General features: G+C 59.1%; 19 protein-coding genes. 11 read left to right on the top strand and 8 right to left on the bottom strand.

What is annotated here, in order from left to right:
• Nucleotides 1-99: 99 nt before the first annotated feature.
• The 4 genes from ABJO75_RS16060 to soxR all read right to left on the bottom strand — a co-directional run bounded on the left by ABJO75_RS16060 (nt 100) and on the right by soxR (nt 5,320).
• Entirely contained in the window at nt 100-1,749 is a 1,650-nt protein-coding gene (locus tag ABJO75_RS16060) for an electron transfer flavoprotein-ubiquinone oxidoreductase (RefSeq protein ID WP_348126671.1), read from the bottom strand.
• 182 nt (nt 1,750-1,931) lie between these two features.
• Nucleotides 1,932-4,229 carry a molybdopterin cofactor-binding domain-containing protein gene (locus tag ABJO75_RS16055; RefSeq protein WP_348126673.1) on the bottom strand — a complete coding sequence of 766 codons (2,298 nt, stop codon included), beginning with the start codon at nt 4,227-4,229 and terminating at the stop codon, nt 1,932-1,934.
• A gap of 3 nt (nt 4,230-4,232) precedes the next feature.
• A complete protein-coding gene (locus ABJO75_RS16050; RefSeq protein ID WP_348126675.1) occupies nt 4,233-4,685 on the bottom strand; it encodes a (2Fe-2S)-binding protein in 453 nt (150 codons plus the stop codon).
• Nucleotides 4,686-4,858: 173 nt separating this feature from the next.
• Entirely contained in the window at nt 4,859-5,320 is a 462-nt protein-coding gene (soxR, locus tag ABJO75_RS16045) for a redox-sensitive transcriptional activator SoxR (RefSeq protein ID WP_348126676.1), read from the bottom strand.
• 83 nt (nt 5,321-5,403) lie between these two features.
• Between soxR and ABJO75_RS16040 the strand changes: the two genes are divergently transcribed.
• The 3 genes from ABJO75_RS16040 to ABJO75_RS16030 all read left to right on the top strand — a co-directional run bounded on the left by ABJO75_RS16040 (nt 5,404) and on the right by ABJO75_RS16030 (nt 7,504).
• Entirely contained in the window at nt 5,404-5,784 is a 381-nt protein-coding gene (locus ABJO75_RS16040; RefSeq protein WP_348126678.1) for a VOC family protein, read from the top strand.
• A 215-nt stretch (nt 5,785-5,999) separates the two neighbouring features.
• Nucleotides 6,000-6,470, top strand: coding sequence for a transcription elongation factor GreA (greA, locus tag ABJO75_RS16035; RefSeq protein WP_348126680.1), 471 nt, complete (start codon nt 6,000-6,002; stop codon nt 6,468-6,470).
• An 11-nt stretch (nt 6,471-6,481) separates the two neighbouring features.
• Nucleotides 6,482-7,504, top strand: a complete 1,023-nt coding sequence (locus ABJO75_RS16030) for a hypothetical protein (RefSeq protein ID WP_348126682.1) — start codon at nt 6,482-6,484, stop codon at nt 7,502-7,504.
• A 31-nt stretch (nt 7,505-7,535) separates the two neighbouring features.
• On the opposite strand, the gene ABJO75_RS16025 is transcribed toward ABJO75_RS16030, so the two are convergent.
• Together ABJO75_RS16025 and ABJO75_RS16020 are read right to left on the bottom strand one after the other, a co-directional pair.
• Nucleotides 7,536-7,886 (bottom strand): phage holin family protein, encoded by a 351-nt coding sequence (locus ABJO75_RS16025; protein ID WP_348126683.1) that lies wholly within the window; start codon nt 7,884-7,886, stop codon nt 7,536-7,538.
• 1 nt (nt 7,887) lies between these two features.
• Complete coding sequence (locus ABJO75_RS16020; protein ID WP_348126684.1) at nt 7,888-8,217, bottom strand: DUF883 domain-containing protein; 330 nt, start codon at nt 8,215-8,217, stop codon at nt 7,888-7,890.
• Nucleotides 8,218-8,525: 308 nt separating this feature from the next.
• Between ABJO75_RS16020 and ABJO75_RS16015 the strand changes: the two genes are divergently transcribed.
• The 3 genes from ABJO75_RS16015 to ABJO75_RS16005 all read left to right on the top strand — a co-directional run bounded on the left by ABJO75_RS16015 (nt 8,526) and on the right by ABJO75_RS16005 (nt 11,447).
• Nucleotides 8,526-10,076 (top strand): phospholipase D-like domain-containing protein, encoded by a 1,551-nt coding sequence (locus ABJO75_RS16015; protein WP_348126686.1) that lies wholly within the window; start codon nt 8,526-8,528, stop codon nt 10,074-10,076.
• Between the two features lie 75 nt (nt 10,077-10,151).
• Nucleotides 10,152-10,712, top strand: a complete 561-nt coding sequence (locus ABJO75_RS16010; RefSeq protein WP_348126688.1) for a DUF4202 domain-containing protein — start codon at nt 10,152-10,154, stop codon at nt 10,710-10,712.
• Between the two features lie 27 nt (nt 10,713-10,739).
• Complete coding sequence (locus tag ABJO75_RS16005; RefSeq protein ID WP_348126690.1) at nt 10,740-11,447, top strand: CbiX/SirB N-terminal domain-containing protein; 708 nt, start codon at nt 10,740-10,742, stop codon at nt 11,445-11,447.
• A 171-nt stretch (nt 11,448-11,618) separates the two neighbouring features.
• Here ABJO75_RS16005 and ABJO75_RS16000 read toward each other — a convergent pair whose 3' ends face one another.
• Together ABJO75_RS16000 and pheS are read right to left on the bottom strand one after the other, a co-directional pair.
• Nucleotides 11,619-11,999 carry a cytochrome c family protein gene (locus tag ABJO75_RS16000; RefSeq protein ID WP_348126692.1) on the bottom strand — a complete coding sequence of 127 codons (381 nt, stop codon included), beginning with the start codon at nt 11,997-11,999 and terminating at the stop codon, nt 11,619-11,621.
• Nucleotides 12,000-12,192: 193 nt separating this feature from the next.
• Nucleotides 12,193-13,266: a phenylalanine--tRNA ligase subunit alpha gene (gene pheS / locus ABJO75_RS15995; protein WP_348126694.1), complete on the bottom strand. Its 1,074-nt coding sequence runs from the start codon at nt 13,264-13,266 to the stop codon at nt 12,193-12,195.
• A 120-nt stretch (nt 13,267-13,386) separates the two neighbouring features.
• On the opposite strand from pheS, the gene ABJO75_RS15990 reads away from it, so the two are divergent.
• The 5 genes from ABJO75_RS15990 to ABJO75_RS15970 all read left to right on the top strand — a co-directional run bounded on the left by ABJO75_RS15990 (nt 13,387) and on the right by ABJO75_RS15970 (nt 18,418).
• Nucleotides 13,387-14,526, top strand: a complete 1,140-nt coding sequence (locus ABJO75_RS15990) for a serine hydrolase domain-containing protein (RefSeq protein WP_348126696.1) — start codon at nt 13,387-13,389, stop codon at nt 14,524-14,526.
• Nucleotides 14,527-14,547: 21 nt separating this feature from the next.
• Nucleotides 14,548-15,726, top strand: coding sequence for a YbfB/YjiJ family MFS transporter (locus ABJO75_RS15985; RefSeq protein ID WP_348126698.1), 1,179 nt, complete (start codon nt 14,548-14,550; stop codon nt 15,724-15,726).
• 118 nt (nt 15,727-15,844) lie between these two features.
• Complete coding sequence (locus ABJO75_RS15980) at nt 15,845-16,858, top strand: ABC transporter substrate-binding protein (protein WP_348126700.1); 1,014 nt, start codon at nt 15,845-15,847, stop codon at nt 16,856-16,858.
• Between the two features lie 5 nt (nt 16,859-16,863).
• A complete protein-coding gene (locus tag ABJO75_RS15975; protein ID WP_348126702.1) occupies nt 16,864-17,631 on the top strand; it encodes an ABC transporter ATP-binding protein in 768 nt (255 codons plus the stop codon).
• Complete coding sequence (locus tag ABJO75_RS15970; RefSeq protein ID WP_348126704.1) at nt 17,624-18,418, top strand: ABC transporter permease; 795 nt, start codon at nt 17,624-17,626, stop codon at nt 18,416-18,418. Before ABJO75_RS15975 ends, ABJO75_RS15970 begins: the two co-directional genes overlap by 8 nt.
• Nucleotides 18,419-18,688 lie beyond the last annotated feature (270 nt).

Here is an 18,688-nt window from a genome sequence, read left to right as displayed (position 1 = left end):
GCAATGGCGCAAGCGGGCCTTTCACGCCATTGTTCGTCAAATTGGTACGTTTACCGCGCGAAACACGCGCCATATTGCCGATTGTTTCGGCTCCCGCCGCTACATGTTGGGATAATTCGGCCCGTCCCCGCCCTGCGGTGTCACCCAGGTGATGTTCTGGCTGGGATCCTTGATGTCACAAGTCTTGCAATGCACGCAGTTCTGGAAGTTGATGACAAAGCGCGTGTCCTTGCCCTCTTCGCTGACAAATTCATAGACACCCGCCGGACAATACCGCGCGGCTGGCCCGGCATATTCCGGCAGATTGACCTTCACTGGCACCGCAGGGTCGCTCAGCTGCAAATGCGCGGGTTGGCTTTCCTCGTGATTGGTAAAGGAAAACGCGACGTTGGTCAGGCGATCGAACGACAGCGTGCCATCGGGTTTGGGATAATCGATCGGCTTGTGCTTGCTTGCAGGTTCGGTCGCAGCGGCGTCGGTCTTGCCGTGCTTCTGCGTGCCAAACAACGAAAAGCCCATCGTGTTGGTCCACATGTCAAATCCGCCCAGCACGAGCGACGGCACGAGGCCCCATTTTGACCAGAACGGTTTGACGTTGCGCACTTTCTTGAGGTCCTTGCCGATAGCACCGTCGCGCACCTCAGCCTCATAGTCGCTCAACTCATCCGCGCTGCGGCCTGCCGCAATTGCGGCATGGGCGGCCTCTGCTGCCGCCTTGCCGGATAGCATAGCGTTGTGGTTGCCCTTGATGCGCGGCACGTTGACCATGCCGACCGAACAGCCAAGCAGCGCCACGCCCGGCGCGACCATTTTAGGCATCGACTGATATCCACCTTCGGAAATGGCCCGCGCGCCATAGGCGACGCGCTTGCCGCCCTTCAGAAGGTCGGCCACCATCGGATGATGCTTGAACCGCTGGAATTCCATGTATGGGAAGAGATGTGGGTTCTTGTAGTTTAAGTGCACCACAAATCCCACATAGACCTGATTGTTTTCAAGGTGATAAATGAAAGACCCACCGCCGGCATTGCCACCCAGAGGCCAGCCCATTGTGTGGGTCACGGTGCCTTCCTTGTGCTTGGCCGGGTCGATCTCCCAGATTTCCTTCATGCCCAGGCCGAATTTCTGCGGCTCGTGACCTTGGCTGAGGTCATATTTGGCGATCACTTCCTTGGACAGCGATCCGCGTACGCCTTCGGACAGGAAGACATATTTGCCGTGCAGTTCCATGCCGGGCTCATAATTGGCGCCGTGGCTGCCGTCGGCCTCTTTGCCAAACTCGCCCGCGACCACGCCCTTGACGCCACCCTTGTCGTCAAACACCAGTTCCGAGCAGGCCATGCCCGGAAAAATCTCGACACCCAGTTCTTCGGCCTGCTCTGCCATCCAGCGACAGACATTGCCCATGCTGACGATGTAATTGCCGTGATTGTTCATCAGGGGTGGCATCGGCCAGTTCGGCACCCGCAGCTTGCCCGCCTCACCCAACATATAGAAATTGTCTTCTCGCACGGGCACGTTCAGAGGTGCGCCCTTTTCTTTCCAGTCGGGGATCAACGCATCCAGACCGCAGGGATCCAGCACCGCGCCCGACAGGATGTGCGCACCGACTTCGCTGCCTTTTTCAAGCACAACGACGTTGATATCCGCATCCAACTGCTTCAATCGGATCGCGGCAGACAGCCCTGCAGGTCCGGCTCCGACGATCACAACATCGTATTCCATCGCTTCGCGTTCAATCTCGGCCATATGCGGGCGCTCCTTGGCTTGCGGTGAGTGTGGCCCGGTCCGGGCGCAACATTGTTTCGCGGCTGATACCTTTTGGCAGGGCATTGCGTCAATCGCAACACCACGTCAGATCACTGCATACGATTTAGAACCCTGTCAAAGCCTGTGCGGACGGTTTCAATAACCCCCCGCACAATTTTTCGTCAGACGCTGGTGCCCATCGGTAAGCCGCGCTTGCGTTGGCCCGTTGCCAGGAACAGGCCGTTGGCGATGGCCGGAGCGACCGGCGGAACGCCCGGTTCTCCGACACCGGTCGCGTGTACGCTGAACGGATGTTCAATGATGTGCGTCACCACTGATCCGGGGAAATTATCAGCCCGAACAACATCGTAGTCATGATAGTTGCTTTGCACCACGGCGCCCCTGTCAAAGGTAATCGAGGAATTCAACGCCACGGTCATTCCCATCACCGAAGCCCCTTCCATCTGGCTCCGGATCCGTTCGGGATTTGCGGCATAGCCACAATCGATTGCCAGATGCATCTCTGGAATGCTGATCTCGCCATCCTGCACCCTGACATGCGCGGCACAAGCCACGTAGGAGACAAAACTGCGATGAACGGCCAACCCGATCGCTTCGCCATCCGGCAGTGCCTTGCCATAGCCAATTCCATCCGCCGCCACATTCAACACGTTCGCCAAGCGTCCGGTTTCGATGGGAAATTCGGCGTTCGACTCTCCGTAATTCCAGAAGGCTTCGGGAAAGCCTTCGGCGGCGATATCAACCGTGCGCGGTGCTCCGATCAGTTCCAGCCACATATCGCGCTGATCCTTGCCCAGTTCGGCAGCGAGATCACCGACGAAAGAGCCAATCGCCCAGGCCCGGGGAATGTTTGAGACTGACCGGAACCAGCCGATGCGAGTATGTGCAAAGGCCTCGCCGTTTTCGATGCTGACATTGGCAATATCAAACGGCATGTCCAGATGCCCCATCCCGCCTTCGATCAGGAACTGATGACCGCTATCCGGTGCAAAGGTTGACAGGATCGACGGTGCGACCGAGTTGTGTCGCCATCCGGTCACCTTGTTGGCTTCATCCAGCGCAACCTCGATCCGCTCCGCCGACGTGGTGTGATAAAAGCAGTGTCGGATGTCATCTTCGCGGGTCCATTGCATCCGGACCGGTGCGCCAACTTCCTGGCTCAACAACGCTGCTTCGGTCACAAAATCCGCCTTGGATTTGCGCCCAAACCCACCGCCGAGCAGGGTGACATTGACCCGCACATTGGCCGAATCGACCTCCAGCGCCTTCGCGACGTCCGTGCGCGTGGTATAGGGGCTTTGCACTGGCGCCCAGATTTCGATGCCATTTTCGGTGACCGAGGCCAGCGCCACAGGCGGCTCCATCGGGATATGCGCCATGTGGTCTTGAGTATACGTCTGCCCGAATGTCTTTGCAGCCTGAGAAAACGCGGTTTCCGGCTCGCCCCGTGTGCGTAGGACAGCGCCTTTTTCGAGGGCCGTGGCCTTCATCTCCTCCATGAATGGCACGGAACTATAGGTGCCATGAGGGCCGTCATCCCACTCGATTTTCAGCAAATCACGCGCTTGCATGGCCGCCCAGGTGTTCTCGGCAACGACCGCAACGCCGCCCAAAGGCGCAAAACCGGCGGGCGGAATGGAATGGGGCAGTTCGTAGACCCCGACCACACCCGGCACAGCCATCGCCTCTGTTGCGTCAAACGAGATGACCTGGCCCCCGACCACCGGCGGTCGCGCGGCCACAGCATAGAGCATTCCATCGACCGTAACATCGGCCCCGTAAACAGCCTTGCCTGTGGTAATGTCATGCAGATCGGTGATCTGCACCTCACCCTTGCCCATATAGCGGAACTGATCTTCAGATTTATAAACGATCTGATCATGTTCCGGCACCGGCATTGCCATCGCGACCTCTGCCAGTTCGCCAAAGCCAATGGTATTACCGCCATGATGTGCTGCGTGATTTTCGACCACGACATCCTCGGGCGCTATGCCCCATTGCTGCGCCGCTGCTGCCTGCATCATGTGCCGCACCGATCCACCAATCTTGCGCGCGGCCTGAATGTGGTGCCGCATGCTGCGCGAGCCGTCGGTATCCTGATTGCCGTATTTTGGTTCGTCCCCTTCGGCCTGCACAATGCGCACACGGGACCAGTCGGCCTCCATCTCATCGGCCATGACCATCGGCAACGATGTCCGGCTGCCGGTGCCCATCTCTGAACGATGCGCGACCAGTGTCACGGTGCCATCGGCATCAATGCTGACAAAGATCAACGGATCGTCGCGCAGCCCGTTCGGCATCTTTTCCCCGCCCGTCGGCCATTTGGGAAAGGCCTCGCCGCGGGTGGCAAAGGCCCCCAATGCAAAGGCCGCACCGGTGCCCAGAAACGCACGACGAGACAGTTTTTGCACGGCAAGACCAACTGGTTGCAGATCAAGTTCTTCAAGATACTTCAACATGACTCAGCTCCCCGTGCTGGCAAGGCGTACGGCTTGCACGATGCGTTGATAACAGCCACAGCGACACACGTTTCCGGCCATCGCGGTCAGGATTTCATCATCGCTTGGCTTCGGATTTTCCTCAAGAAACGCGGCCGCCTGCATGATCTGGCCGGTCTGGCAGAAACCGCATTGCGGCACGTTCAGTTCACGCCAAGCCTGTTGAACACGATGCTCTCCGTTGGAATCGAGCCCTTCGATCGTGGTGACCGATTTGCCCTCGACCTCGCTGACGCTGGTCTGGCAGGACCGAACCGCTTTGCCATCTACATGCACGGTACACGCTCCGCAGAGGCCCGCCCCGCATCCGTATTTGGTGCCCGGCAGATCGAGTGTATCGCGCAATGCCCACAACAGGGGCATGCTGGCGTCACCGTCAATTTCTTGCGACGCTCCGTTTACTATCAATTTCGTCATGAATTCCTCCCAAACTTCAAAAGCAGCTGTTGAGACAGGAACCGGTTCTAGCCGCCGGTTTTCCGGTCGTGCAAAAATAGCTTAGCATGTAGGCCTATGGTTGCGGGGGAAATCCCAAACTATCGCCGGTGACCCCAGTGACGAACAATCCGACCCGAACCTGCTGGTTCACTTCAACCCAACTGATCCGGTGAATCCCCCATCAGGTAACGTGGCCCACTGCCCCGCTGGCGTGCGCGATCATCGGGATTATAGAGTTTGCACTTTGGCAGGGAGAGGCAGCCACAGCCGATACAGCCATCCAGATTGTCACGCAGTTTCTGCAGGGTATCGATGCGCGCATCCAGACGATTGCGAAACGTCTCGCTGATGCGGGTCCAGTCCGCTGGCGTTGGCGTACGCTTGCCTGGAAGCCCGGCCAGCAACTCGCGAATTTCCGGCAGTGAAAAATCGAATTGCTGCGCGATCATGACAAAGCTCAGCCGGCGAATGTCTGCCCGGTGAAACCGCCGCTGTCCGCCGTCATTTCGCCAGGGCGCGATCAGACCCTGCGATTCGTAATATCGGATAGCCGACACCGCCAAACCCGTCCGATCTGCTAGCGCGCCGATGGAAAGCCCTTGAGATACAGCCATTTTTCCCTCGCAGAATTATCTTGACCTCAAGTTAGGTTTAGAAATTACGTTAGATAAAATCAACGCAAAACAAAGGACAAGACATGCCTGCAATGCTCGAACACACAAACCTCACCGTCAGCGACCCTGATGCAACTGCCGCGTGGATGTGCGATCTCTTTGGTTGGCATCGGCGCTGGTCAGGTGCGGCTATGGACAACGGACGCACCGTGCATGTGGGCACGGATACGCATTATCTGGCGCTCTACACACCCGGCTCTCCCGCGAAACCGACGGACGACAATTACCAGACCGTCGGCGGCCTCAACCATATCGCGGTTGTGGTGGATGATATCGCCGCAATGGAGCGTGATGTTGCCAAGGCGGGCTTTACCCCGCAGAACCATGCCGACTATGAACCGGGGCTTCGGTTCTATTTCCACGATCATGACAATATTGAATACGAAGTGGTGCAATACGACTAGTTTCGCGCAGAGTCGGAATGGCTCTCCTGCTGCGCTCTGCACCCTCAAACGCGATGTGCGGCGCCTGTTTGAAGTGGTTTGAGCCAAAACCTGCGCGCCGGGCGACATCCTGCCCCTTGCAATCCGCTGCGTGATTGGGTCAGGTAAAGTCTGACCTATCTACCGTCCCGACGTTTTATACGGCGGGGCGTCTTATTTTGAGCGGATCGAAACCTATGGAAAAAATTCCGATGACCCCGGCAGGTCACGCAGCGCTGGAAACCGAGTTGAAACAGCTCAAATCCGTTGAGCGGCCCGCCATTATCAAAGCCATCGCCGAAGCGCGAGAGCACGGCGATCTTTCGGAGAATGCCGAGTATCATTCCGCGCGCGAGAAACAGTCGTTTATCGAGGGCCGGGTCAAGGAACTCGAAGGCGTGCTCAGCCTTGCCGATGTGATCAATCCGGCCAAACTGTCCGGCGCGATCAAGTTCGGCGCCAAGGTGACGCTTGTGGACGAGGACACCGAAGAAGAGAAAACCTGGCAGATTGTCGGCGAATACGAAGCCAACATCGAAAAGGGCCTTCTGAACATCAAGTCCCCGATCGCGCGCGCGCTCATCGGTAAGGAAGAAGGCGACAGCGTCGAGGTTCGCACCCCTGGCGGTGTCCGCTCCTACGAAGTGGTGAGCATCGACTTTTCCTGACGGAGCGCCCCATGACCGAGACCCCTCGCGATCCCGATTCGGCCCCTTCCAGGCCACTCGGGAGCTATAACAGACCCGTCAGCGAAGGCATGACCGGCCTAGAAATCGCCGCCATCGCTCTGTCGGTGCTGTGGCTGGCCGCGTCGCTGATGTTTTTCTTTCTGGTTCCCGCCGAAGAGCAGAGCGGGTCCGCTGGATTGGGCATTCTGTCTACCTTGATGACGATTTTCCTCCCGGTTGGCCTGATCTGGGCCGCAATTGCGGTTGCCCGGTCGAATCGTGCCCTGCGGGAAGAAAGCCAGCGGCTTCACGCGACGATTGACGGGCTGAGACAGGCCTATGTCGCGCAGGCCCAAAAGGGTCAGTCCTCCAAGGATACAGTTCTGTCCAAGCGGCTTGAGGAAATTGCGGCGGCGACCAAACAAACAGAAACTATGCTGGCGGCGCTTTCAGTTCAACGCAGTCAACCTGCGACGGAGCCGAGCGCGTCACCCGCCAGTGCGCCCCCTCCGACGGATCAAGGTGCATTGGAACTTGGCACGCCTGCAGAGGCCCTGTCCCCTCCGCTTGCCGCGGAGTATTTTGTCCGGGCTTTGAATTTCCCCGAAAATGCAGAGGACAAGGCCGGGTTTGACGCGATGCGCCGCGCCCTGCGCGACCGGCAGGCTGCACAGCTAATTCAAGCCAGCCAGGATGTTTTGACCCTGCTCAGTCAGGAAGGCATCTATATGGATGATCTACGCCCCGACATGGCGCGGCCGGATGTCTGGCGGCAGTTTGCACAGGGAACACGCGGTCGGGAAGTCGCAGCACTTGGGGGGGTGCATGACAGAACATCACTTGCCCTGACCGCTGGTCGGATGAAACAGGACCCGATTTTTCGCGATGCCGCGCACCACTTTCTGCGTTTGTTCGACCGCATGTTTGCTACGTTTGAAACCGACGCAAGCGATGCCGACATTTCGGCGTTGAGCGACACCCGCACGGCCCGCGCCTTTATGCTGCTGGGCCGCGTCGCCGGTACGTTCGATTAATCCGCAGAACGCGGGCTCGCACCTCCGAGGCTCAGGATTTGCGTGCCTTCATCCCGGCCTGCATGCCATAAAGGAAGGCCTGCATCAGAGGCGGAGCGTTGCCTGTATCGAAGGGTGCCCCATCTCGTGTGGGTTCAGTTGCAGGGCCAGGGTGATGCGCAGGTTTTGCAACGCTGATCCCGATGGCGATCAACCCAACGCCGAGATAGGCCGCGCCGATGATCAGCGATGCAAGGATAGCGCCAAAAAGCAACGCCAGATGCATCCACAAGGCCATCGTCAGAAACCCGACACCAACAAGCACACAAACCGCGCCACCGCCGAGCATAGTAGTACGCAGCGCTGCGCGGGCTGCGGCCTTTTTGATCTGATCGGTCAGCATCTTAGCGGCGCGTCATCAACAGACCGAACAGAAACCCGAGCCCGGCGGCAATGCCGACTGCCGCCGCCGGTTGCGTGCGGATAAACTCGTTGGCCTGCCCTTGCAGGTCGTCCATTTGCTCCTTGGCGGCATGCGCAGTCGCCTCGCCCTTGTCCTTGAGCTTCTGCGCCTTCGTCTCGGCTTCGTCGCTCAGCCGGGCGGCTTGCAGCTTGCCCATCTCGGCCATAAGCCCCGTAAGCTCTCCGATATCCTTCTGAAGAGTTTCAATCTGTTTCGTCAGGTCGCCAACCGTCGGTTCCTTTGGGGTCCTGCTGGATGTTGTCGTCGCCATAAAACATCTCCTTTTTCCGATATCATTCAAAACACGAACCCGCAGCGGCGGCAATTGTTCCGTGCACGAAACGCTTAATCGGTCGACCAGCGGTGCACGCGGGCTACCTACCGATTGAGAATAAAGCAGATCAGACCGTCCAGACAGCGGAATCCCGCTCACATGGCTTGCGCGGGTTGTCCAAATCATAGGATTTCTAGCGTCGCATCGAATACCATCCAAGTCGATCAGCAGCACTCTCATGCCGGATTCAGGACCGGCACAGGAGTCCAAGCCGTTAACCATGCGTCGAAACAGGGCGATCATCAATGTCGGTCAAGAGTGAAACGAGCAGTTCGCAGGGCTTCAAGATCCTGATAACCGCAGAAGAGGCCTATCCCGAGTTTGAAAGGCTTTGCCTTGCGGCACGGTCTGAAATCACGATGTGTTTCCGAGTTTTTGATCCCTGGACCCGGTTGCGAAACCCCGGAGCGCGCAAGATCGGAGTGACCTGGGTCGATCTGATTGAACATCTGCTACGGCAGGGTGTTCGAATACAAATCGATATCAGCGACTTTGACCCCGTCGCCCTCCCTGATGCACATCGGGACACCTGGGCCGCAGTCCGCGCACTGCATGCGGCAGGCGAACTATCGGGGCGACCTGATCTGCTCATGGCCCGCGCCGTATTGCATCCCGCGCGGATTGGATGGCTCCCTCGGCTGCTCCTGTGGCCACGCGCCTGGCTGGAACAGAACCAAACCGCAGAACGCCTGAACACACTGACCCTACCCCAACGAGACCAATATTTGCGTGAAGCTCCGCGCCTGCGCACGAGGCTCAAGGCCAAAGCCGCACGATTGGTCGCGCGGATCTGGCCTGTTCCTCACCTATCCCCGGCAACTCATCATCAAAAACTGGCAGTGATCGACGGCAAAACGCTCTATATCGGCGGGCTGGATCTTAATGAACGGCGATACGATGGCCCCGATCATGATCGCGCGGCGGATGACACGTGGCACGATGTTCAAATCGTCACGCAAGGCCCGGAAGCCAAAGCCGCATTGTATCACCTTCAGACGTTCAAAGCCGTCACGCATGGCGCACACCCACCAGAATTGACTGGGTTGATCAGGACAATATCGCGCAAGCATCGCTGGTCATTTTTCCGCATGTCACCCAAAACGGTTCTGCGCGAGATTGCAGATACGCACGCCAAGAGCACGGCGAACGCAAAACGACTGATCTATCTGGAAACCCAGTATTTTCGTGATGCCGGCCTTGCGCGGCAACTTGCACGGCGCGCCCGCGACAATCCGGAATTGGGCCTGATCCTGATACTACCGGCGGCCCCCGAAGAGGTCGCCTTTGATTCTAATCCAAGCAGTGTGGCAAAATACGGGGAATATCTTCAGGCAAAATCTGTCCGGCTGGTCACCGAGGCGTTTGGCGACCGGGTTTTCATCGGCTCGCCCGCACAGCCCCGCAAGGTCGGGTCCGGTGGACGCGCGTCGCTTTACGGGTCACCGATCATCTATGTGCATTCCAAGGTCTCTATTTTTGACGACGACATCGCGGTGGTGTCATCAGCCAACCTGAACGGGCGCAGCCTCAAATGGGACACCGAGGCGGGCATTTGCCTGACTGATCCGGACCATATTCACGAACTATGGGCACGATGTGCCGGCCAATGGCTCGGGTCCGGTGCAGGCGATGATTGTCTCGATCCCAGGAATGCTGTTGCAGCGTGGCGGCTCAGGGCGCAGGCGAACGCCAAGGTCGAGCCCGAGGAGCGGACCGGATTCATCTTGCCATATGCTTCGCGCCCTGCACGACGGTATGGCCATACGCTTCCCGGTGTTCCCGAAGAAATGGTTTAGCCGATCGCCCCTTGAATGCCGCCGCGATGCGCGGCACCCTTGCGAACAGCGATCCATTATCCCACGGAAGAGCCAATGACCGATCTCGCCGCCGCCCTCGCCGCCATTGATGCCGCCAATGCAGACGACCCCGATACCAGCGAAGGGGCACCCGCGGCACGGCTTTACGGTCAGCGCATGACCGAAGAACTGATGCGGTTGTTTCCAAATGCGTCGGAGCCGCTCCAGATCGCGGCGCGCGGGCAACATATCGAACGTTGGACCCTGAAACGCGCGGATTATCCCGAAGGACGCGAGGGATACCTGAACTGGCGACGTGATCTTGCACGGCATCATGCCGACCGCGTAGGCGGGATCATGCGGCAGGCCGGATATTCGGAAGACGACGCAGAGGCCGCTGGCCGCATGATCCGCAAGGAAGGCATCAAGCGCAACGAGGATGTGCAAATGCTTGAGGATGTGATCTGTTTTGTGTTTCTGAAGTGGTATTTCGCGCCCTTCTCCGAAACGCAGGACCCGGAAAAGATGCAGCGGATCGTCGCCAAAACTGCGCGAAAGATGTCGGTTGAGGGGCGCGAGCGGGTTTTGCGCGAATTTGAACTGCCGGGAAATCTGGCCGCAGCATTCAAACCATGACTGACCCAATCCGGCGTTAGAGAACCTATGTCCAGCAATCGAATGTCACACGGCGCGATCATTGTCAGCCACGGCCAGCCGTCGGACCCGGACCCAGCCGAAGCGACGCTGGCAGAGTTGGCGGCGCGGGTCGCGGCCCTATTGCCCGACTGGTCCATCGTCAGTGCGACACTTGCCAAGTCCGGCGCGCTTGAAGTGGCGGTCGAAAAGACAGGGACAGACGCGCTGATCTACCCGTTGTTCATGACCGATGGGTGGTTCACCCGCACGATGCTGCCAAAGCGGCTGGGACGTGAGGACGCTTACATTCTGCCGCCATTGGGCACCGACCCCGCGTTGCCCGATGTCGCAACAGCGTATCTGGAGGCGGAACTGGCACAGCGAGGCTGGGTTGCCAACAAAACGCATTTGATCATCGCCTCACACGGATCAGGCAAGAGCCGGAACTCCGCCCGCGACACCGAGCGTTTCGTCGAGGCATTGGCTGGGCGGATGCAATTTGCCGATATCCGCGCAGGATACATTGAGGAGCCGCCATTCCTGAAAGATGCGGCACAGATTGAAACCACACAGGCGATATGCCTGCCGTTTTTTGCTGCCCAAGGCGGACACGTCATCGATGACATCCCCGAAGCACTGAATCAGGCAGGGTTTGGCGGTTCTCGGTTAGACCCGATTGGCACGCATCCACGCATCCCCTCGATGATCGCGGCCGCCTTGCGGGCGAACATCTGACCGACACCGTCAGGAGCGGCGACCCACAGCGAACGCGCCGATGACGTTACATCTGACCCACTGCTTAACAAAGAAAGCCCTGCCATTTTCATGACAGGGCGCTTTGGCTTCACTGCATCGCCGGCCGTTATTCCTCGCGGATGATCCGACTAACGAAGCGAGAGAAAAGGATCAGTTGAACGTGCTCAGATAGGCGATGACGTTCTCGGTATCCGCTTCTTTGCGCAGGCCCGCAAAAGACATCTTGGTGCCCTTGATGAAGTTTTTGGGCTTGGTCAGGAACTCGGTGAGTGACTCATCATCCCAAACCAGACCCTCTGCCGCCATCTCCGACAGCGCGTCGGAATATTTGAAATCGGGGTTTGCACCTGCAGGCGCGCCCACGATCCCGTTCAGCACCGGACCGACCTTGTTCTTGGCATCGTCACCGACAGCGTGGCATGCCTTGCACTTCTTGAATACTTTCTCGCCTTTGTCGGCGTCGCCTTCAGCAAAGGCCGACCCCGTCAAAGCCACAAGCACCGCAGCCGTGCTGAGTATGCATTTGATCATCTAGAACTCTCCTCTTGATCCTTGGATAATGTTCTAGCGCAGGTATTTGGTGATTTCCAACTGCATGTACCGGCCCCACGACCAAAGTCGGCGTCACAAGTGCGCGTCAGGGCACCTCTAAAGGCGTTCCTTTGCATACCCTGCGGCAAACAAGCGCAATCAGATCTGGATGGTGCGGATCGTCAGGCCACACTCAACGGCTGAGTCCGCCATGCAGCGTGGGCGTATCCAGTGACGCGAACCCATAGTGGCGCAGCCAGCGCAGATCGGAATCAAAGAACGCACGCAGATCGGGAATGCCGTATTTCAGCATGGCGATCCGGTCGATGCCCATGCCAAAGGCAAAGCCCTGCCAGACATCCGGATCAACCCCACCAGAGCGCAGCACATGCGGGTGCACCATGCCGCTGCCCAGCACTTCCATCCAGCCGTCGCCTTCGCCGATCCGCAGTTGACCATCGACCCAGGAACACTGGATATCCACCTCGGCAGAGGGTTCGGTAAATGGGAAATGCGATGCCCGGAACCGGGTCTTGATGCCGTCGATCTCAAAGAACGCGGAGAAGAACTCTTCCAGTACCCATTTCAGGTTCGCCATGCTGATATCCTTGTCGATGGCGAGGCCCTCGACCTGATGGAACATTGGCGTGTGTGTCTGGTCGTAATCGGCGCGGTAAACACCACCGGGGCAGATGATGCGCAGCGGCGCGCCGCGCTCTTCCATCGTACGGATCTGCACCGGGCTGGTGTGGGTGCGCAGCACATGAGGGGGACGGTTGTCGCCCTCTTCACGGTGCATGTAAAACGTGTCCATCTCGGCCCGCGCGGGGTGGTGGCCGGGAATGTTCAGCGCATCGAAATTGTACCAGTCGGTGTCGATGCGCGGCCCTTCCGCAACCGAAAACCCCATCTCGGCAAAAATTGCGGTCAGTTCTTCGGTCACCTGGCTGACCGGGTGAATCGTCCCCTGACGACGGGGGCGTGATGGCAGTGTCACGTCGAGCCATTCGGTGCGCAGCCGCTCATCCAAAGCGGCATCTGCCAGCCCGGATTTCTTGGCGGAAATCGCTGAATTGATCTCGTCCTTGAGCGCGTTGAGCGCCGGACCGGCAGTCTGGCGTTCCTCGGGCGTCATCTTGCCCAGTTCGCGCATCTTCAGCGCCACTTCGCCTTTTTTGCCGACAGCGGCAACGCGGATGGTTTCCAGCGCGGATTCGTCAGGCGCGTCTGCGATTTGACCCAGATATTTGGCTTTCAGATCATCCATTGCGGCCCCCGGTTTCTGTTCCCGCCCTGCTAGCCGCCCCGCCCCGCAAATGCAAGGCGGCGATGGACATCCGGCGATGCGTGGCGTTAGCGTGGCCGCGAGATTACCCGGGAGGACATCATGACCAATTTGCAAACCGTTCTGGACGACGCCACCGCCGCGCAAGACGTGCCCTTTGTCGTTGCGATGACGGCAAATTCCGATGGCACCACCTTCAGCGGCGCGGCAGGAGACGCTCGTGATGGGCTGAAGGCGACCGAAGACACGGCGTTTCGCATCTTTTCCATGACCAAGGCAATTGGATCATTGGCGGCGATGATCCTGATCGATCGTGGCAAGATCAGCATGGAAACCCAAGTGGCCGAGGTTCTTCCCGCCTGGAACGATCTCAAGGTGCTGGAGGGATTTGATGGTGACACACCGATCCTGCGGGCGCCAAAGACACAGGCCACCCTGCGGCATCTCGCGACGCATACCAGCGGCATGGAATACGAGTTCTGGAATCCGGACGTGCCGAAATACATGGAACTGACAGGGCATCCGACGGTGTTGTCGGGGCTGAAATCGTCCTTGATGTATCCACTGACCACCGATCCCGGCACCCGTTGGGGGTATGGGCCATCCATCGACTGGCTCGGCCAGGTTGTCGAAGCCGTTGACGGGCGGCGCATCGATGCATTCTGCCAAGAGGAAATCCTTGATCCTCTGGGCATGACCGACACGGCGTTTGAGCCTGACAAGCTGCTCGACCGGCTGAGTTCGGTGTCGATGCGCGGTGAAGATGGTGGTTTTGGGCCGGTTAACCTCGCCCCGCCACCGAACCCCGAATTCTATGGCATGGGACACGCGCTGTATTCGACCGCGCCAGACTATCTGCGGTTTCTGCGGATGGTGCTGAACCGGGGGCAGCTTGATGGCAACCGTGTCTTGTCCGACGCCGCGTTCGACGAGATGATCGCCGACCAGATGAACGGGGTGACCTTGCAAAAAATGCACAGTGTCGCACCGGCGGTCAGCGCAGACGTTGAAATGCCCGAGGGCACGACGCACAGTTTTGGCTTTGTGCGCAACGAGGTCGACCTTCCCGGCATGCGCAGTGCGGGTGCATTGAGTTGGGCGGGTGTGTGTAACACCCATTACTGGATCGACCCGTCCAAGGATTTGGCCGCCGTGATCATGACCCAGTCGTTGCCATTCCTTGAGCCGAGATTTCAAAAGACCTATCAGACCTATGAACAGGCGGTCTATGCGGGGCTCTGACACCACCGAAAAGCGTTTCAGATGAGTGATGGCCCTGCCCGCCCGTGGCTGGTGCTGCTGGGTCTTGCGCTTGGCATGTGCGTCACCAACAGTTTTGCGCGCTTTGCCTATGGGCTGATGCTACCGGCAATGATGGCTGAGATGGGTTGGACCTATGCGCAGGCGGGGTGGCTCAACACCGCGAACGCGTTCGGCTATATCATCGGATCGGTGCTGACCATGGTGCTGATCGGGCGGCTCAGTGCATCGCGCCTGTTTGCGTTCGGCATGGTGACGACCGCCATAGCGCTGATGGCGACCGGCCTGAACGAGGCGATGTGGTGGCAGACCCTGTGGCGGCTGGCCGCCGGGTTGTTTGGTGCCATGTCTTTCTCGTCCTCGGGCGCGTTGGCGGCGCAGTTGTTTCAGAACGACACACGGCGCAATGCACTGGCGATTGCGCTGTTATTCGGATTTGGCGGCGGGCTTGGTATTGTCTTATCCGGGGCGGTTCTGCCCTTGTTGCTGGACGCTTATGGCCCAACCGCATGGCCGCGCGGCTGGCTCTTGATCGGGCTGACGAGCTTTGCGTTTCTGCCTCTCGGCCTTTGGGCCGCCCGGCAATTGCGCCCGCCAAGCCAGACGGCGCAGACCACGGTGCGTCTGCCTCTGCGCAAGATGCTGTGTCTTTTTGCCGGATACGGTGGGTTCGGCCTTGGCTATTTTGTCTACCTGACATTCCTGTCTGCCTGGATGACGGAACAGCAGGCCAGTGCCGGGCTGATTGCAACCGTCTGGGTGATGCTGGGCTTGTGCCTTTGCATCTCGCCCTTTGCCTGGCGAACGGTCTTTGCGCGCTTTTCCTCGGGGGTTCCGCTTGCGATGATCCTCACCTGCATCTCTATCGGCTCGGCCTTGCCGGTGTTGGTGCCGGGCCCGGTGGGCTTACTGGTATCGGCAACGGTCTTTGGTCTGTCGGTGTTCATGTCCCCCGGCGCGGTGACCAATTTTATCCGCCACAACCTGCCAATGCCCAGCTGGGGAACAGCAATCAGCCTGTTCACAGTGGTTTTTGCGGTTGCCCAGACCATTGGCCCGTATGCCGCAGGCTGGCTTGGCGACCGGACCGCCAGTATCGGGACCAGCCTCCTTGTGGCCGCGGGCGTGCTCTTGACCGGGGCCGCGATTGCGTTGCTGCAAAAGCCCCTGCCTCTCGACTGATCGTGAGTTTGTCGCGTCAAACCAAGCCAACGGATTGCCCTCGGCCCGACATGACGCGATAACAGCGGCAGTGTTCGACGGGCCGGAACAGGCCGCGATCAATAGGGAGAGAACAGAGATGACAGATTTTTCACGCAGAGGCGCACTTGGCCTGATCGGAGGCGCCGCGACGCTGCCAATGCTGGGCAGCCCGGCTTTCGCCAACACCAAGATCAATGTTGGCGCGCTGCGCTTTACCAGCCATGCACCCAGCTTTGTGGCGTTTGAGCGGGGGTACTTCACCGACGAGGGACTGGACGTCGAGTTCAAGTTCTTTCAGGCCGCACAGCCGATGGCCGTGGCGATTGCCTCGGGTGACGCGGATTATGCCGTCACCGCAATTTCCGGCGGGCTGATCTCGCTCGCGGAAAAGGGCGCGACCAAAGTCATCGGCGGCGCGCTAAGCGAAGAACCGGGCATCAACGGGCAAATGATTCTGGCAAGCAATGCTGCCTATGAGGCCGGGCTGAATGCCCCGGCGGAACTGAACGGCAAAAGCTTCGGAATAACCCAGGCCGGTTCATCGTTCCACTACATGGGGTCCAAGATCGCCGGTGCCTATGATGCGGATGTGGCGTACAAGCCCTTGCAAAAAGTCGGCGCGATCATCGGTGCACTGAAATCCGGGCAGATCGATGCCTGGGCCATCGTGCCACATATCGGCATGGCGCTGACCGGGGCTGGTGTGGTGCAACACATCGGCATGGTTGCTGACTATATCCCCGACTATCAGGTGACCACGGTTTTCACCTCGGCCAACAATGCTGCCAACGAACGTGCCAAGACCGAAGCGTTTCTGCGTGCCTTCAGCAAGGGCGCGGCCGACTACAATGCGGCGCTGGTGGACAAGACAGAAGGCGAAGCCGCCGAGGTCGAGATGGTCAAACTGATCCACAAATATGTTTATGCCGACAAATCCTACGAGGCCGCGGCCCCGTCGATCATCAACGGCGCGATGCGGATCAACAATGACGCGGCCTTGAACATGGGGTCGGTGACGGATCAGGTTGACTGGTTCAAATCCGAAGGCTTGGTCAAGGACAATATCACCACCGAAACGCTGGTCGATCCATCATATGTCGAAATCACGTAACGCACGTGGACCTGACAATTGAAAACCTGACGCACCGGTATGGCGACGTGCCGGTGCTGCAGGACATTAACCTGCGCATTCCGGCGGGCGAGATCCTCTGCGTGATCGGCCCATCAGGATGCGGAAAGTCGACGTTGCTGCGCATGATTGGCGGACTAGAGCGGCCCGATGCGGGTCAGGTCATCCAGTTGGGTACGCCACCCGATGGATGCCTCAACCCGCTGACCTATGTGTTTCAGGACTTTGCATTGCTGCCTTGGCGGACGGTGGGCGGAAACATCTCGCTGGTGCTCGAGGATCACGGCATTCGCGGGCAAGCAGCAGATACCATCATCAACGATGTTCTGGCCCGCACCAAGCTCAGCGATTTTCGCACAGCCCTGCCCCGGCAGCTTTCAGGCGGCATGAAACAAAGGGTCGCGATTGCGCGGGCGCTGGCGGTGAACCCGGCGGTGATGTTGTTGGACGAGCCGCTGTCCGCGCTGGATGCACAGACCCGCGAGTTGCTGATGGAGGACCTTGTAACGCTTTGGGAGCGGCAGCCGTTCACAGGTGTCTACGTCACTCACAACCTGGCCGAAGCCGTGCGATTGGGACATCGGATCGCCGTTCTGTCGCGTCGGCCCGGACAGGTGCGCGAGGTCATCGAGGTGGATGTGCCCTTGGCCGAGCGAACCGCCGGTGATCCGCGCCTTGAGGCGTTGCAGGCCCGGTTGTGGCAGTTGATGAAAGACGAGGCGATGGCCGCCGATCAGGAGTTGCTAGATGCCTGAGACCGCACGCCCGGTTCCCTTTCGCGGAGGCGGATTTCGCCCGGTGTCAAAACGGGGCACCGGCGTCGTGGTGTTTGTGCTGCTGCTAGCCATTATCGAATGGGGCACCCGCACGGGATGGATCACATCGCTGACCCTGCCCCGCCCCAGCGATGTCGCGGCGACGCTGATTGATCTGGCCCGCTCGGGATTGCTCTGGACCCATCTTGGCCCGTCACTCAGCCGATTGCTCGTAGGGTCGATCCTTGGGATTTCCGCCGGCATCGGCGTCGGGGTTCTGATCGGGCTTTTCAGCTATGTCAGGGCCGGGCTGATCCCCTTGGTGGCGGCGCTGTTTCCGATCCCGAAAATCGCACTTTTGCCGCTGTTCGTGATCTGGTTCGGCATCGACGAAGGCAGCAAGTACGCATTGATCGCCCTTGGCACCTTCACCCCAACGGTGGTCTCGACCTATGGCGCGGTCGACAACGTCGACCGCACGCTGGTGCGGATGGGGCAGAGCTTTGGTCTGAGTTGGCTGTCAATCGTACGCAAGATCGTCCTGCCCGGCGCGCTGCCCGGCGTCCTGTCCGGCTTACGCGTCTCCATCGCCATCGGGATCATACTGCTGGTCGCAGCAGAAATGCTGGGCGCAGAATACGGCATCGGGGCGTATATCCTGCAGGCCGGGTCGCTCTATGATCTGGAACGGCTGTTTGCCGGCGTGGTGGTCCTGTCGACACTTGGCGTCGTAACCAGTTGGGCCATCGGACGGATCGAGGCGCGGCTGCTGCGGTGGCGGGCCTGAGCCAAAGGTGATGCGTTCTGGCTTGGAAACACTCGAAACATCAACCTTTGCTGATACCCGGCAAGGAATAAAAGGGCGTGACCTACTTAGCGGTATACTCTGCCTACATATGACCGGATTGAGCCCAAACCGGATGATGTGGGTGGCTCCTGCTCCACCGTCATCGAATGTGCCAAAGTGCAGTTATTAACGACTGCTAGGAAAGGAGCCACCCAATGACAGTTAAGACCGTAGGCCTGGATTTGGCCAAGGATGTTTTTCAAGTGCACG

This window comes from Sedimentitalea sp., from assembly GCF_039973035.1.
In the GTDB taxonomy this organism is placed as follows: domain Bacteria; phylum Pseudomonadota; class Alphaproteobacteria; order Rhodobacterales; family Rhodobacteraceae; genus Sedimentitalea.
This window is presented reverse-complemented; position numbering and strand designations above follow the sequence as displayed.